Source organism: Variovorax sp. SG517, assembly GCF_013376045.1.
Taxonomy (GTDB): Bacteria; Pseudomonadota; Gammaproteobacteria; order Burkholderiales; family Burkholderiaceae_C; genus Variovorax.
The window spans coordinates 309,364-324,746 of sequence record NZ_JABMJG010000010.1 but is presented as its reverse complement, the minus strand read 5'-3'; the positions used below and the strand labels follow the sequence as shown (position 1 = coordinate 324,746).

Here is a 15,383-nt window from a genome sequence, read left to right as displayed (position 1 = left end):
CAGCAACCATGCGCCTTGCAGGCCCAAATCGGCCTGCAAGCCACGCCCCATGCGGGTTGCGTGACCATAGGCCAGTATTCACGGGGCATCTTCGCCCGTGGCCTATTGCGGAAGTAATACCGGCAATCCTTGTATCCTTTCGAAAACGCTACATCTAGTGGGTTGTATGCCCCTTGCACCCTAGATATAGTGTCTTCCGTCCGGTCCCGTACACCGGTGCGGCGCCGGACCAGGTGCCGCCATCCAACAAGAATTGCCAACCGAGAGGAAGCGAATGCAAACAGCCCTGAACCCCCAATCGACCCCGCGTGCCATCCCCTCCACGCCGTCGCAGCCGCAGCGAGACACTGCCGGCTCGCCCACCGGCCAGAACCTGGCCCACTACCAGATCATCCGCCGCAACGGCGCCGTGGTTCCCTTCGAGCCGAACAAGATCGCCATCGCGATGATGAAGGCCTTCCTGGCGGTGCACGGCACCCAGGGCGCGGCCTCGGCCAGCGTGCGCGAGACGGTCGACGTGCTCACGCAGGGCGTGATCCGCGCGCTGGTGCGTTCGCGTCCGGGCGGCGGCACCTTCCACATCGAGGACGTGCAGGACCAGGTCGAACTCGGCCTGATGCGCGGCGGCCACCATGAGATCGCCCGCGCCTACGTGCTGTACCGCGAACGCCGCACGCAGGAACGCTCGAAGCAGGGCGAGCAGGAAGTGCCGGCCGCGCCCGCGCTGCACGTGCTGGACAACGGCGAGCGGGTCGCGCTCGACCTGAACGAACTCAAGAGCCTGATCGAATCGGCCTGCGAAGGCCTGGGCGACAGCATCACCGCCGCCCCCATCGTCGCCGAGACGATGCGCAACCTGTACGACGGCGTGCCGCTCGACGAGGTCTACAAGGCCTCGATCCTGGCTGCCCGCACGCTGATCGAGAAGGACCCCGACTACACTTTCGCCACCGCGCGCCTGCTGCTGCACACGATCTTCAAGGAGATCATCGGCCGCGAAGTGCTGCCCGCCGAGCGCGCCACCGCCTACGCCGACTACTTCCCGCAGTTCATCAAGAAGGGCGTGGACAACGACCTGCTCGACGAGAAGCTGCTGCAGTACGACCTGGCCCGCCTGGGCGCGGCCCTGAAGCCCGAGCGCGACAACCAGTTCGACTACCTCGGCCTGCAGACCCTGTACGACCGCTACTTCCTGCACGTGCGCAAGACCCGCATCGAGCTGCCGCAGGCTTTCTTCATGCGCGTGGCCATGGGCCTGTCGCTGAATGAAATCGACCGCGAAGCGCGCGCCATCGAGTTCTACGAAGTGCTGTCGTCGTTCGACTTCATGTCGAGCACGCCCACCCTGTTCAACGCCGGCACGCTGCGCTCGCAGCTGTCGAGCTGCTACCTGACCACCGTGCCCGACGACCTGGACGGCATCTACGAGTCGATCAAGGAAAACGCGCTGCTGTCGAAGTTCGCCGGCGGCCTGGGCAACGACTGGACCCGCGTTCGCGCGCTCGGCAGCCACATCAAGGGCACGAACGGCGAATCGCAGGGCGTGGTGCCCTTCCTGAAGGTGGTGAACGACACGGCCGTGGCCGTGAACCAGGGCGGCAAGCGCAAGGGCGCGGTCTGCACGTACCTGGAAACCTGGCACCTCGACATCGAGGAGTTCCTGGAGCTGCGCAAGAACACCGGCGACGACCGCCGCCGCACGCACGACATGAACACCGCCAACTGGATCCCCGACCTGTTCATGCGCCGCGTGATGGAAAAGGGCACCTGGACGCTGTTCTCGCCCTCCAACGTGCCCGACCTGCACGACCTGTTCGGCGCCGACTTCGAGAAGGCCTACGTCGCCTACGAAGAGAAGGCCGCCCGCGGCGAGATCAAGCCGAGCCGCACCATCCAGGCCACCGACCTGTGGCGCAAGATGCTCACGATGCTGTTCGAGACCGGCCACCCCTGGATCACGTTCAAGGACGCCTGCAACGTGCGCTCGCCGCAGCAGCACGCCGGCGTGGTGCACTCGTCGAACCTGTGCACCGAGATCACGCTGAACACCAGCGACACCGAAACCGCCGTGTGCAACCTGGGTTCGGTGAACCTGCTGCAGCACCTGAAGGACGGCAAGGTCGACCAGGAGAAGCTGAAGAAGACCGTGTCGACCGCGATGCGCATGCTCGACAACGTGATCGACATCAACTACTACGCCGTGAAGAAGGCGCGCGACTCGAACCTGCGCCACCGTCCGGTCGGCCTGGGCCTGATGGGCTTCCAGGACGCGCTGTACGAACTGCGCATTCCCTACGCCTCGCAGGAAGCCGTGCAGTTCGCCGACGAGTCGATGGAAGCCATCTGCTACCACGCCTACTGGGCCTCGACCGAGCTGGCCAAGGAACGCGGCAAGTACTCGAGCTACAAGGGCTCGCTGTGGGACAAGGGCATCCTGCCGATCGACTCGCTGGACCTGCTCGAGAAGGCACGCGGCGGCTACGTCGAGGTCGACCGCTCGGCCACCCTCGACTGGGACGCCCTGCGCTCGAAGATCAAGGCCGACGGCATGCGCAATTCGAACTGCGTGGCCATCGCCCCGACCGCGACCATCTCGAACATCATCGGCGTGGACGCCTCGATCGAGCCGTGCTTCGGCAACCTCTCGGTCAAGTCGAACCTCTCGGGCGAATTCACCGTGATAAACCACTACCTGGTGCGCGACCTCAAGCGCCTGGGCCTGTGGGACGACGTGATGGTGATGGACCTGAAGCACTTCGACGGTTCGCTGCGCCCCATCGACCGCGTGCCGCAGGACGTGAAGGCGCTCTACGCCACCGCGTTCGAGATCGAGACCACCTGGCTGGTGGAAGCCGCCGCGCGTCGCCAGAAGTGGATCGACCAGGCGCAGTCGCTGAACATCTACATGGCCGGCGCATCGGGCAAGAAGCTCGACGACACCTACAAGCTCGCATGGCTGCGCGGCCTGAAGACGACCTACTACCTGCGCACGCAGAGCGCGACGCACGCCGAGAAGTCGACGGTGCAGTCGGGCCGCCTCAACGCGGTGTCGTCGGGCAGCGATGCACCTTCGGGCATGAGCGCGCTCGAAGCCGCCGCTGCTGCGGCAAAGGCTCAGATGAGCGCGATTCCCGCCACCGACATCGCGTTCTGCGGCGTGGACGATCCGACCTGCGAAGCGTGCCAATGACGCGTCGATGCTCGCGACCGTGAATCAGTGAGGTGCATGCGAAAAAATCGCGCGACGTTCATTCAATGAAGCCATTGACTGACATCGCGCGATGCATGCGAGCAACATAACAACCACATAAATGGCGTGCGATGTGAACGAGCACTTTGCAACTCACATCGTTACTCCGATAATTTGAGCATTGGATTTTTCTATGTTGACCTGGGACGAAGAAGTCAAGCCCTCCTTACCAAAGGATATGCAACAAGGTTTGCAGCACCACAACGCATCGACCAGCGGGTTGCCCGCAGGCCGTTCGGTGGACGCTCCGACTTCGTCGATCGCGCAACCCGCCCTCCGCACCTTCAGCACGCTCGATGACGGCGCTGCAGTGCGCCCGGTTGCCACCGCATCTTCTGCAGCAGCAACGCCTGCCGCCGCCACCCAATCCACCCAGCGCGTCAAGGCTTCCGACAAGCGCATCATCAACGGCCAGACCGACGTCAACCAGCTGGTGCCGTTCAAGTACAAGTGGGCGTGGGAGAAGTACCTCGCCACCTGCGCCAACCACTGGATGCCGCAGGAAGTGAACATGACGCGCGACATCGCGCTGTGGAAAGATCCGAACGGCCTGAGCGAAGACGAGCGCCGCATCGTCAAGCGCAATCTCGGCTTCTTCGTGACCGCCGACTCGCTGGCCGCCAACAACATCGTGCTGGGCACCTACCGCCACATCACGGCGCCCGAGTGCCGCCAGTTCCTGCTGCGCCAGGCCTTCGAGGAAGCGATCCACACGCACGCGTACCAGTACATCGTCGAGTCGCTCGGCCTGGACGAGAGCGAGATCTTCAACGCCTACAACGAAGTGCCGTCGATCCGCGAGAAGGACCAGTTCCTGATCCCGTTCATCGACGCCATCAGCGACCCCAACTTCCACACCGGCACGCCCGAGGCCGACCAGAAGCTGCTCAAGTCGCTCATCGTGTTCGCCTGCCTGATGGAAGGCCTCTTCTTCTACGTCGGCTTCACGCAGATCCTCGCGCTGGGCCGCCAGAACAAGATGACCGGCGCCGCCGAGCAGTACCAGTACATCCTGCGCGACGAGTCGATGCACTGCAATTTCGGCATCGACCTGATCAACCAGCTCAAGCTCGAGAACCCAGGTCTCTGGACCGCAGAGTTCAAGGCGGAGATCAAGGCGCTCTTCCTGCGCGCCGTCGAGCTCGAATACAAATACGCCGAAGACACCATGCCCCGTGGCGTGCTCGGCATGAACGCCTCCATGTTCAAGGGCTACCTGCGCTACATCGCCAACCGGCGTGCCCAGCAGATCGGCCTCGAAACGCTCTTCCCGAACGAAGAAAATCCGTTCCCGTGGATGAGCGAAATGATTGACCTGAAGAAAGAGCGCAATTTCTTCGAAACCCGCGTGATTGAATACCAGTCGGGTGGCGCGCTCTCCTGGGATTGAATCTTTCGACAAGAATTAATGAATTCAAGAATTGCCCTTGCCACCGATCGCGCCGAAGAGCGCGGCATGGACGAGGGCTCAGGTGTTCATGGTGCTGGAGCAAAGATTCCAACACCATGAATCGCTTCACGTTACCCAACGTGCGTGGAGTGCTTCAATAGGTTGATTTTTCAACTTGATCAAGGAGAAATAGAAATGGCAACTGCAAAGAAAGCTCCGGCTAAGAAAGCCGCTGCAAAGAAGGCTCCGGCTAAGAAGGCCGTCGCCGCCAAGAAGGCTCCTGCCAAGAAGGTAGCCGCCAAGAAGGCACCGGCCAAGAAGGTCGCTGCCAAGAAGGCTCCTGCCAAGAAGGTAGCAGCGAAGAAGGCAGCACCGGCCAAGAAGGCCGCTGCCAAGAAGGCTCCGGCGAAGAAGGCCGTAGCAAAGAAGGCGCCTGCGAAGAAGGCTGCTGCCAAGAAGGCCCCGGCGAAGAAGGCCGCTGCCAAGAAGGCGCCTGCCAAAAAGGCTGCTGCCAAGAAGGCCCCTGCCAAAAAGGCTGCGGCCAAGAAAGCCGCGAAAAAGCCTGCTGCCAAGAAGCCTGCTGCGAAGAAGGCTCCCAAGGCCGCTGCCCCTGCCAAGGCTGCCGCCGTAGCGCCTGCCCCTGCGGCGCAAACGACGCTGAACCCCCAGGCAGCCTGGCCGTTCCCCACGGCCAGCAAGCCCTGAGTTTCTCAGCGGCCTTGAAGGCAAAAAGCCCGGCACCTCACGGTGCCGGGCTTTTTTTATGGCGCCGGCCCTGCCGGCATCCATCCCCTCGCGGGGAAGAAGTTCAAAAGCCCAGCGCCTTGCGATCGATCTCGTAGTTCTGCGGGCCGCGCTGCGCGATCTTGATCGCGCCGACCTTGTTGCCCAGTGCCGCGCATTGCGCGAGCGACCAGCCCTTTTCCAGACCGAAGAGCAGCGCGCCGCGCCATGCATCGCCGCAGCCCGTGGGCTCGACGACCTCGGTGGCCACCACGCCCGGCACGTGTTCGCGCTCGCCCTTCGTCCACACCTCGCAGCCCTCGGCCGCCAGCGTGACCACCAGGCCGCGCACGCGCTTCGAGATCTCGGCCAGGCTCCAGCCGGTGCGCTGCGACAGCATCTTGCCTTCGTAGTCGTTCACCACCACCCAGCTCGCGAGCTCGACGAAATGGCGCAGTGCCTCGCCATCGAACATCGGCAGGCCCTGGCCCGGATCGAACACGAAGGGGATGCCCGCGGCGGCGAACTGCTCCGCGTGCTGCAGCATGGCGTCGCGGCCGTCGGGCGCGACGATGCCCAGCTTGATGTCCTCGCGCGCGGCCACCTTGGTGATGTGCGCCTGCTGCATCGCACCGGGGTGGAAGGCGGTGATCTGGTTGTTGTCGACGTCGCTCATGATCATCGCCTGCGCGGTGAAGGTGTCGTCGAGCTGGCGCACGAACTCCGTGCTGATGCCCAGCGAGCGCATGCGCTCGAGGTAGGTGGCGCCGTCGCTGCCGAGCGTGGCCATGGGCAGCGCCGTGCCTCCCAGCGCGTTGAGGCTGTAGGCGATGTTGCCCGCGCAGCCGCCGAAGTCGCGGCGTAGCGTGGGCACCAGGAAGGACACATTCAGGATGTGCAGCTGGTCGGGAAGGATCTGGTCGGCGAACCGGCCCTCGAAAGTCATGATGGTGTCGAATGCGAGGGAACCGCAAATCACTGCTGCCATGGTTAGCCGTTGGTTGTGTTGAGTGGATGAAACAAGAGGGACGCGTGCGCGCGCCCCGCTCAGGGATAGAAGGCCTCGACGCGATAACCCGCGACGGGCGGCAGCGCCGCTGCCTCGGAAGCGGACAAGGTCAGAGGCAGCGAGGCGGCACGATCGGCACGCGCGGCCAGCACTGCGGGAGCACCATAGTCCGACGGCATCAGCACGCGGCGCACCACGGCGCGCTCCTGCGTGTCGAGCAGCGAGAGCTCGACGGCCGGCATCGCCAGCGGCACGGTGGCACTGTTGCGCAGGGTGAAGCTCAGGCGGTAGTCGTTGCTACCGCTCTTCTCGCGCGCGAAGGCCGCGCCTTCGATCACGATGTCGCCGATCTGGCGCAGCGCGCCGAGCTCGCAGCCCGTGTACTGGCACAGCGCCGTGAGCGCAGGCCGCAGATTAGGCTGGCGCGCGACGATGCCGTCGCGCTCGTGGCGAATGATCTGCAGGACGAGCAGCAATGCCGCAAGCACCACCAGCAGAACCAGCAGCACGCGCACGCCCCTGTGCTGCCAGAAGCCCGGCACCTTTTCCAGGGCTTCGTCGTCTTCCGCGAAGTGATGCTCCGGCGGCGGCTCGAAGACCGGGGAGAGCACGGGATCAAGCCTGTCGACTTCGCTTTCGGCCTCTTCGCGCGCCACAACGACGGGCGCCTTCGCGGCCGCGCGCTCCTCGCGCGCCTTGGCGCTCGCGATCTTGGCCGACTTGATGCGGGCGCGGCGCAGCGCTTTCTGCATCTGCACCTGGTCATGGTCTTTCTCGAGCTGCTCGCGCTCGTTCGCCGCGCCATCGGCATCGTCATCGCTCGCGCGCTCGATGAGCGCGCGCGTCTTGAATACGCGCGGCGTGACCGGAAGCGGCGGCGCCGGCGGGGGTGGAGGGGGCGGCGGCGACGCGAGGTTCAGGTCGATGTTCGGAAACGGCGGCAGCGTGCTCGCCGGCGGCTTCCAGGCGGGCTGCGTGGTGTCGAGGTCGGACCACGGCTCGTCGGCGGTGAGGCCATGCTCGGGCAAGGTCAGCGAGAACGCGGGCAGAGGCGATGCTGGCGGCGCAGGGGGAGGCGGCTGCACCGGGGGCGGCCGCAGGTTCGCCGGGGTGTGGTCGAGCACCAGGGCGTCGGGCGGAAGCAGATGATCCTCATGCGCATGCCAGTCCTGACGCTGGCGCTGATGTTCGGGTTCGTCTTCGAAGAAGTCCGCATCCTCGGTGGACGACGGCAGTGACTCCTGATCGGTCGACCCTGCTTCGGCCTGGGGCCAGGGCTCAGGCGCCTTGGGAGATGGTGGCGGCGCTGGAGGTTCGGGCCGGGACGCCGGCTCCGCAGCAGGCTGCCCGACCAGCCCCGGCATGTAGCCGCCGCCCTGCCCCGCCGGCGCCGCACCGGGTGCAACGGCAGTGCCGCCGGCCCCTTCGGGCGTCTCGTGCAGGTCGAGCGTGGCATCGAACACGTTGCTGCAGCGGCCGCAGCGCACCCAGCCATCCGAGATGCGAAGCTGGTCGCGCACCACCTTGAAGGTGGTGGTGCAGGCGGGGCAGCGCGTGACGAGGCTCATGACCGGGCGATTGTAGGGTTGCGCCCTCGCCGCGGGAGGGCCGCGAGGCGACGCAAAAAGCCGGCCAGCCGCGCGCGACGACCGCTCAGCAGCGAGCGGTCATGAGGATCCAGCCGTCCTCGGCATCGCTGACTTCGAGCGTTGCGTAGGGCGCGTAGGCCTCTTTCAGTTCGTCGGCCTGCCGCTCGAGGATGCCGGCCATGACGAGCGATCCGCCCGCCTTCACATGGCCGCGCAGCAAGGGCGCGAGCAGTTTGAGCGGCGTGGCCAGGATGTTGGCGAGCACGATGTCGTATGCGCCCTTGGCGGCATCGGGCAGGCCGGCCTTCAGCTTCACGCCGTTGGCTTCGGCATTGAGCACGGTCGAGGAGACCGCCGCTTCGTCGATGTCGACGGCGTCGATGTCGGTAGAGCCGAACTTCGCGGCGCCGATCGCCAGGATGCCGGAGCCGCAGCCGTAGTCGAGCACGCGCTTGCCGGCCAGCGCGCCTTCGCCTCGCGTCGCGATCCAGCGCAGGCACATGCGCGTGGTGGGATGCGTGCCGGTGCCGAAGGCCAGGCCCGGATCGAGCCTGATGACCTGCTTCGCCTGCTCGGGCGGCTCGTGCCAGGTCGGCACGATCCAGAACTCGGGCGTGACTTCGACCGGCGCGAACTGCGACTGCGTGAGCCGCACCCAGTCCTGCTCAGGCACCGTCGCGATGCCGAGCACCTCGCAGCCTTCGAAGAAGTCCTGCAGCGCAAGCACCGACGAAGCCTCCTTCGCCTGGGCTTCCTCGGGAAACAGCGCGATCACACGCGAACGCTGCCAGCCCTCCTTGGGCGGCGGCATGCCCGGCTCGCCGAACAGCGCCTGCTCGGCATCGGTCTGCGCGTCGGCGTCTTCCACCGACACGCTCAATGCATCGAGTGCATCGAGCGCCTCGCACAGCGTCTCGACCCGGTCTTCCGGCGCCATCAGGCGAAGTTCAAACATGACAAGCTCCCTCTTCACCAGGAACACCGAGGAACCGGCTTTGCCGGGCCTCCGGTGTTGCCCCCGGCGAGGGGGTTGGCGAAGCGACACGAAGTGCGCGGAGCCTGGGGGTGTTCATCGTTTATGCGCGGCCAGCCACTCTTCGAGGTAGTGGATGTTGGTGCCGCCGCTCATGAACTTGGCGTCGACCATCAGCTCGCGGTGCAGCGGGATGTTGGTCTGGATGCCTTCGATCACCGTCTCGTTCAGCGCCGTGCGCATGCGGGCCATGGCCTGCTCGCGCGTGTCGCCGTAGACGATGATCTTGCCGATCATCGAGTCGTAGTTCGGCGGCACGAAGTAGTTGGTGTACGCATGCGAGTCGACGCGCACGCCCGGGCCGCCCGGCGGATGCCACATGGTGATGCGGCCCGGCGAGGGAGTGAACTTCCAGGCGTCTTCCGCGTTGATGCGGCACTCGATCGCGTGGCCGTGCATCTGGATCTGGCGCTGCGTGAACGGCAGCTTCTCGCCGGCGGCGACCATGATCTGCGTCTTGACGATGTCGATGCCGGTGGTGAACTCGGTCACCGGGTGCTCCACCTGCACGCGCGTGTTCATCTCGATGAAGTAGAACTCGCCGTTCTCGTAGAGGAACTCGAAGGTGCCGGCGCCGCGATAGCCGATCTTCTTGCACGCGGCGGCGCAGCGCTCGCCGATCTTCTCGATCAGCTTGCGCGGGATGCCGGGCGCGGGCGATTCCTCGATCACCTTCTGGTGGCGGCGCTGCATGGAGCAGTCGCGTTCGCCGAGATAGACCGCGTTCTTGTGCTTGTCGGCAAGCACCTGGATCTCGATGTGGCGCGGGTTCTGGAGGAACTTCTCCATGTACACGGCCGGATTGTTGAAGGCCGCGCCGGCTTCCGCCTTGGTCATCTGGATCGCGTTGACCAGGGCCGCCTCGGTGTGCACCACGCGCATGCCGCGGCCACCGCCGCCGCCCGCCGCCTTGATGATGACCGGGTAGCCGATGGCGCGCGCAATGCGCTTGTTGGTGGCCGCGTCGTCCGAGAGCTCGCCTTCGGAACCGGGCACGCAGGGCACGCCGGCCTTGATCATCGCCTGCTTGGCCGACACCTTGTCGCCCATGGTGCGGATGTTGTCGGGCGTCGGGCCGATGAACTGGAAGCCGCTTTGCTCCACGCGCTCGGCGAAGTTGGCGTTCTCGCTCAGGAAGCCGTAGCCGGGGTGGATCGCCTCGGCGTCCGTCACCTCGGCCGCCGAGATGATCGCCGGCATGTTGAGATAGCTCTGAGCCGATGGGGCGGGGCCGATGCAGACAGCCTCTTCCGCGAGCTTGATGTACTTGGCGTCGCGGTCGGCTTCCGAATAGACCATCACGGCCTTGATGCCCAACTCGCTGCAAGCACGCTGAATCCGGAGGGCAATCTCCCCCCGGTTTGCAACCAGGATCTTCTTGAACATGCTTACTCGATGATGAACAGCGGCTGTCCGTATTCGACCGCCTGGCCGTTTTCGCCGAGGATCTGGGTGATGGTGCCGGACTTGTCGGCTTCGATTTCGTTGAGGATCTTCATCGCCTCGATGATGCAGAGCGTGTCGCCCTCGTTGACCTTGCTGCCGACCTCGACGAACGCGGCAGCGCCCGGGCTGGACGAACGATAGAAGGTGCCGACCATCGGCGACTTCACTGCATGGCCGGCCGGTGCGGCCTCGGCCGCCGGCGTGCTGGCCACGGGAGCCGCCGGAGCACCGGCTGCAGCGACAGGCGCCGCCGCGGCGGCCTGGGGAGCCGCCAGGGTCTGCACATACTGCACCGGGGCGGCGCCGCCGCCCTTGACGATGCGAACCTTGCCTTCGGTTTCCGTGATTTCCAGTTCGGAAATATTCGATTCGGACACCAGATCGATCAGTGTCTTGAGTTTGCGCAGATCCATGAGACTCCAGTGCCGGCTGAGCCGGTCTTCAGGGCATAACTTGTTCGAAAATCGGTGATTTTCGGCGTTCGGCGTCTAACGCCAGCGTAAGGAACTGATTCTAACCATGAACCAGTTCACGCCGCCAAGTGTCCAGGTCGGTGGTCTCGAGCTTGCCCATTTTACGGGCAGCCACGGAGCCGTTGGCATTCAGCACCAGCGTGAAGGGCAGCCCGCCGCCCGTATTGCCCAGATTCTTGACCAGTTCGGTGCCCTGCAGACCGGCCAGGCCGGTCGGGTAGGTGACGGGCGTACGCTGCAGGAACTTGCGCACGGCGCTGGGCTGATCGATGGCCAATCCCACCACTTGCCATCCGTTCGCGCCGTTTTGGCGGAAGAAAGCATCGATCATGGGCATTTCCTCGACGCAGGGCGGACACCATGTCGCCCAGAAGTTCAACAGCAGCGGCTTGCCCCGCAGGGTGGACAGGACCAGGTTACCGCCTTCGGGCCGCTCGAAGCTCTGGGCCCAGAAGGCCGCATCGAGCATCTCACCCCCGCCCGCGCTGCTGCCGCGCTCCTTCCACCAGGCGCCACCAGCGCCGGCGGCCGCCGCCGCTGCCGCCACGCCGGCATAGAGCATGCCGCGTCGGGTGGGCGAAGAAGTCATTCACTTGTCCTTTTCTCGTTCAATCAGCCGGCGCAGTGCGGGAAGGTCGCCGCGCGGCACGCGCCCCTGCGCATCGGGCTTCAGCGCCCCGCGCAGGTCGTCGAGGTCGTACACCAGCAGGTGCACGCCGATTTCCTCACCGAGCGCGCGGCTCGGCGCATGCACGCTGAGGGCCTCGACCTGCTCGCCGTGGAAGCCGGTCACCATGCGCGGCTCGTAGTCGACGTGGTGATCGATCAGCGCTATCTCCGCCGATTTGGAATCATCGCAGAACAACTGAATATAAATGTCCGACAGCCGGGTGGCGGTTCCGTGCCACACGGCGCCGCCCACGTGGGGGCGGAAGGCCGCCATGCGCTCCATCCATTCGAGCGCGAGCAGGCGCAATGCATGCAATTCCTGCGGCTGGGTGTCGGCGCAGAAGAGTTCGATGTACTCGCGCACCTCGGCCTCGACCTCGTCGTTGTTCGGCAGCGCGGTGCGCGTGGGAAGCCCCAGGTCGCGCAGGGCCCGGCGCTTGGCCGGGCCGTACTCGAGCCCCTCCTCGACGACGAGGCGGGCTGCTGCGGCGGCGATTTCGCGCTTGGACGTGTCCATCGGGGCATTTTGCCCGCAGTAGGCGCCCCTCACATGAACATCAGTACGAAGCCCGGGACAAACGCACGCGCCCGCAGAGGGGCCGGCGCATCGCTTACCTAGAATCGACCGATGCACATTCATATCCTCGGTATCTGCGGCACTTTCATGGGCGGCGTGGCCGCCCTCGCGCGCGAAGCCGGCCACCGGGTCACGGGCTGCGACGCCGGCGTGTACCCGCCGATGAGCGACCAACTGCGCGCCCTCGGCATCGACCTGATCGAGGGCTTCGGCGCCGACCAGCTTTCGCTCGCCCCCGACATGTTCGTGGTCGGCAACGTGGTGTCCCGCGCACGGCTGGCCGACGGGAGCCCCAAGTTCCCGCTGATGGAAGCCATCCTCGATGCCGGCAAGCCCTACACCAGCGGCCCGCAGTGGCTGGCCGAGCACGTTCTGCTGGGGCGCCATGTGCTGGCGGTGGCCGGCACCCACGGCAAGACGACGACCACCTCGATGCTCGCCTGGATCCTCGAAAAAGGCGGCAAGTCCCCCGGCTTCCTGGTCGGCGGCGTGCCGCTGGACTTCGGCGTCTCGGCCCGGCTGGGCGACGGCCCCGCCTTCGTGATCGAGGCCGACGAGTACGACACGGCCTTCTTCGACAAGCGCAGCAAGTTCGTGCACTACCGGCCGCGCACCGCGGTGCTGAACAACCTGGAGTTCGATCACGCGGACATCTTCGACGACCTGGCCGCCATCGAACGCCAATTCCATCACCTTGTGCGAACCGTGCCGGGCACCGGGCGGCTGGTGGTGAACGCAACGGAAGAAAGCCTCCAGCGCGTGCTGGCCCAGGGCTGCTGGAGCGAGCTCGCGCGCTTCGGCGCCAAGGGCGAATGGCAGGCGAGCGGCACGCACGACGCCTTCGACGTGCTGCTGCGCGGCGAGACGGTCGGCCGGGTCGAATGGGAACTCTCCGGCCTGCACAACCAGATGAATGCACTGGCAGCCATCGCCGCGGCCGAGCACGTGGGCGTGGCGCCGGCCGATGCGGCCCGGGCGCTCGGCAGTTTCCGCAACGTGCGACGCCGCATGGAACTGCGCGGCACGGTCGAGCGCGAAGGCGGCGCGATCACGGTCTACGACGATTTCGCCCACCACCCCACCGCCATCCGGACCACGCTTGACGGCCTGCGCAAGAAGCTGGACGACGCCGGCCGCAAGAGTGAGCGCATCCTGGCCGCCTTCGAGCCGCGCAGCAACACGATGAAGCTGGGCGTGATGGCGGCGCAGCTGCCGTGGAGCCTGGAATCGGCCGACCTGTCGTTCTGCCACACGGCCGGGCTCGACTGGGACGTGGCCGCCGCGCTCGCGCCGATGGGTGAGCGCGCGCACGTCGCCGGGGCCATCGAGCCGCTGGTGAAGCAGCTCGTCGCCGCAGCGCGGCCGGGCGATCACATCGTCTGCATGAGCAACGGCGGCTTCGGCGGCGTGCACGACAAACTGCTTGCCGCCCTGCGCGCGCCGGCCGCATCATGACCGCCATGTCCGCCGCCCGTGCCCGCGAACTGATCGAGACGCTGAAGCTGCAGCCGCACCCCGAAGGCGGCTGGTACGGCGAGGTGTTCCGCTCCGCATCGAGCGTCACCCCGGCCGATGGCCGCGCGCCGCGCAGCGCGCTGACCAGCATCTACTACCTGCTCGAAGCGGGCCAGCATTCGCGCTGGCACCGGGTGCTGTCCGACGAAGTCTGGGTGCACCTGGAAGGCGTGCCGCTCGCGCTGTGGACCTGCGACGCTGCGATGCGGACCGCGCCGGCCCACACGCGGCTGGGCCCGGTCGACGTCCACGGCACTCGCCCCCAGCACGTGGTGCCCGCCGGCCAGTGGCAGGCGGCGCAGCCGATCCAGAGCCACAGTTCGGGCGACTACACGCTGGTCGCCTGCATGGTCGGGCCGGGCTTCGATTTCGCCGATTTCTCCCTGGTGCCGCCCGACAGCGACGAGGCTGCGTCGATGCGGCACCACTGGCCCGACCTGGCCGAATTGCTCTAGGGCCCGCTCAGCCCCGGCGGCGCTTGACCGCTTGCGAGAGCGTGTCCAGCACCTGCACCGAGTCCTCCCAGCCCAGGCAGGCGTCGGTGATGCTCTTGCCGTATTCGAGGCCCGAAAGCTGGTCCTTGCCCGGCGTGAACTTCTGGGCGCCCGATTGCAGGTGGCTCTCGACCATCACGCCGAAGACGCGCTTGGAGCCGTCCGCGATCTGCGCGGCGATGTCCTTCGCCACGTCGATCTGCTTCTGGTGCTGCTTGGAGCTGTTGGCGTGGCTGCAGTCGACCATGAGCGTGGGCGGCAGCTTGGCGGCCTCCAGGTCCTTGCAGGCAGCCTCGACGCTGGCGGCGTCGTAGTTGGGCGCCTTGCCGCCGCGCAGGATCACGTGGCAGTCGCGGTTGCCGTTGGTCTGCACGATAGCGACCTGGCCGTTCTTGTGGACCGAGAGGAAGTGATGGCCGCGCGCCGCCGCCTGGATGGCGTCGGTGGCGATGCGGATGTTGCCGTCCGTGCCGTTCTTGAAGCCGATGGGCGCCGACAGGCCCGAAGCCAGCTCGCGGTGCACCTGGCTTTCGGTGGTGCGCGCACCGATGGCGCCCCAGGAGATCAGGTCGCCGATGTACTGCGGCGAGATCACGTCGAGGAACTCACTGCCCGCCGGCAGGCCCAGGCGGTTGATGTCGATCAGCAGCTGGCGCGCGATGCGCAGGCCTTCGTCGATGCGGAAGCTCTCGTCCAGGTACGGGTCGTTGATGAGCCCCTTCCAGCCGACCGTCGTGCGCGGCTTCTCGAAGTACACGCGCATCACGATCTCCAGCGTGCCGGCGTATTTCTCGCGCTCGGCCTTCAGGCGGCGGGCGTATTCGAGCGCGGCGGCCGGGTCGTGGATGGAGCACGGGCCCATGATCACCAGCAGCCGGTCGTCCTTGCCGGCCATGATGTTGTGGATGCTGCGGCGGGTGCCTTCGATCAGGGTTTCAACAGGTGTGCCGCGGATCGGGAAGAAGCGGATCAGATGTTCGGGAGGGGGCAGCACGTTGATGTCCTTGATGCGTTCGTCGTCGGTCTTGCTGGTTTTTTCGACGTTCGCATACCAGCTGTCGCTGGCGGGGGCAGTGTTCGTGCTCATGGGTGCTTCCTTGTTGGAGTGGTTTCGTCAGGGCATAAAAAAACCGCCGGGGGCTTGAGGCCACCGGCGGTTCTGGGAGGGTATTCGTGTGTGCTTTTTACGCGCTCGCCTCTCGTCCGCCGGAAACC

At 66.0% G+C, this 15,383-nt stretch carries 13 protein-coding genes; 5 read left to right on the top strand and 8 right to left on the bottom strand.

Annotation, left to right across the window (positions count from 1 at the left end; all coding sequences use genetic code 11):
• The first annotated feature begins 274 nt into the window (after positions 1 to 274).
• The 3 genes from FHT32_RS28230 (at position 275) to FHT32_RS28220 (ending at position 5,345) form a co-directional block, all read left to right on the top strand.
• Positions 275 to 3,190 (top strand): ribonucleoside-diphosphate reductase subunit alpha, encoded by a 2,916-nt coding sequence (locus FHT32_RS28230; protein WP_176667861.1) that lies wholly within the window; start codon positions 275 to 277, stop codon positions 3,188 to 3,190.
• 193 nt (positions 3,191 to 3,383) lie between these two features.
• Positions 3,384 to 4,640, top strand: coding sequence for a ribonucleotide-diphosphate reductase subunit beta (locus FHT32_RS28225; RefSeq protein ID WP_176667860.1), 1,257 nt, complete (start codon positions 3,384 to 3,386; stop codon positions 4,638 to 4,640).
• Positions 4,641 to 4,835: 195 nt separating this feature from the next.
• Positions 4,836 to 5,345, top strand: coding sequence for a histone H1-like DNA-binding protein (locus tag FHT32_RS28220; protein ID WP_019656794.1), 510 nt, complete (start codon positions 4,836 to 4,838; stop codon positions 5,343 to 5,345).
• A gap of 103 nt (positions 5,346 to 5,448) precedes the next feature.
• Here the strand turns inward: FHT32_RS28220 and FHT32_RS28215 are convergent, their stop codons facing one another.
• The 7 genes from FHT32_RS28215 to FHT32_RS28185 all read right to left on the bottom strand — a co-directional run bounded on the left by FHT32_RS28215 (position 5,449) and on the right by FHT32_RS28185 (position 12,099).
• On the bottom strand, positions 5,449 to 6,351 hold the full coding sequence (locus tag FHT32_RS28215) for a carbohydrate kinase family protein (protein WP_176667859.1): 903 nt from the start codon (positions 6,349 to 6,351) through the stop codon (positions 5,449 to 5,451).
• Positions 6,352 to 6,410: 59 nt separating this feature from the next.
• Entirely contained in the window at positions 6,411 to 7,940 is a 1,530-nt protein-coding gene (locus FHT32_RS28210) for a zinc-ribbon and DUF3426 domain-containing protein (protein WP_176667858.1), read from the bottom strand.
• 85 nt (positions 7,941 to 8,025) lie between these two features.
• The gene (gene prmA / locus FHT32_RS28205) at positions 8,026 to 8,916 is read right to left on the bottom strand and encodes a 50S ribosomal protein L11 methyltransferase (RefSeq protein ID WP_176667857.1); all 891 of its coding nucleotides are present in this window, start codon (positions 8,914 to 8,916) and stop codon (positions 8,026 to 8,028) included.
• Between the two features lie 114 nt (positions 8,917 to 9,030).
• Positions 9,031 to 10,380: an acetyl-CoA carboxylase biotin carboxylase subunit gene (accC, locus tag FHT32_RS28200; RefSeq protein WP_125948340.1), complete on the bottom strand. Its 1,350-nt coding sequence runs from the start codon at positions 10,378 to 10,380 to the stop codon at positions 9,031 to 9,033.
• 2 nt (positions 10,381 to 10,382) lie between these two features.
• Positions 10,383 to 10,853 (bottom strand): acetyl-CoA carboxylase biotin carboxyl carrier protein, encoded by a 471-nt coding sequence (accB, locus tag FHT32_RS28195; RefSeq protein ID WP_176667856.1) that lies wholly within the window; start codon positions 10,851 to 10,853, stop codon positions 10,383 to 10,385.
• 100 nt (positions 10,854 to 10,953) lie between these two features.
• Positions 10,954 to 11,502, bottom strand: coding sequence for a TlpA disulfide reductase family protein (locus tag FHT32_RS28190; RefSeq protein ID WP_176667855.1), 549 nt, complete (start codon positions 11,500 to 11,502; stop codon positions 10,954 to 10,956).
• Positions 11,503 to 12,099 (bottom strand): hypothetical protein, encoded by a 597-nt coding sequence (locus FHT32_RS28185; protein WP_176667854.1) that lies wholly within the window; start codon positions 12,097 to 12,099, stop codon positions 11,503 to 11,505.
• A gap of 111 nt (positions 12,100 to 12,210) precedes the next feature.
• Between FHT32_RS28185 and mpl the strand changes: the two genes are divergently transcribed.
• Positions 12,211 to 13,614: a UDP-N-acetylmuramate:L-alanyl-gamma-D-glutamyl-meso-diaminopimelate ligase gene (gene mpl, locus FHT32_RS28180; RefSeq protein ID WP_176667853.1), complete on the top strand. Its 1,404-nt coding sequence runs from the start codon at positions 12,211 to 12,213 to the stop codon at positions 13,612 to 13,614.
• A 5-nt stretch (positions 13,615 to 13,619) separates the two neighbouring features.
• Positions 13,620 to 14,129 (top strand): cupin domain-containing protein, encoded by a 510-nt coding sequence (locus FHT32_RS28175; RefSeq protein WP_176667909.1) that lies wholly within the window; start codon positions 13,620 to 13,622, stop codon positions 14,127 to 14,129.
• A gap of 7 nt (positions 14,130 to 14,136) precedes the next feature.
• Here FHT32_RS28175 and FHT32_RS28170 read toward each other — a convergent pair whose 3' ends face one another.
• Positions 14,137 to 15,255 (bottom strand): 3-deoxy-7-phosphoheptulonate synthase, encoded by a 1,119-nt coding sequence (locus tag FHT32_RS28170; RefSeq protein ID WP_176667852.1) that lies wholly within the window; start codon positions 15,253 to 15,255, stop codon positions 14,137 to 14,139.
• Positions 15,256 to 15,383: the final 128 nt, after the last annotated feature.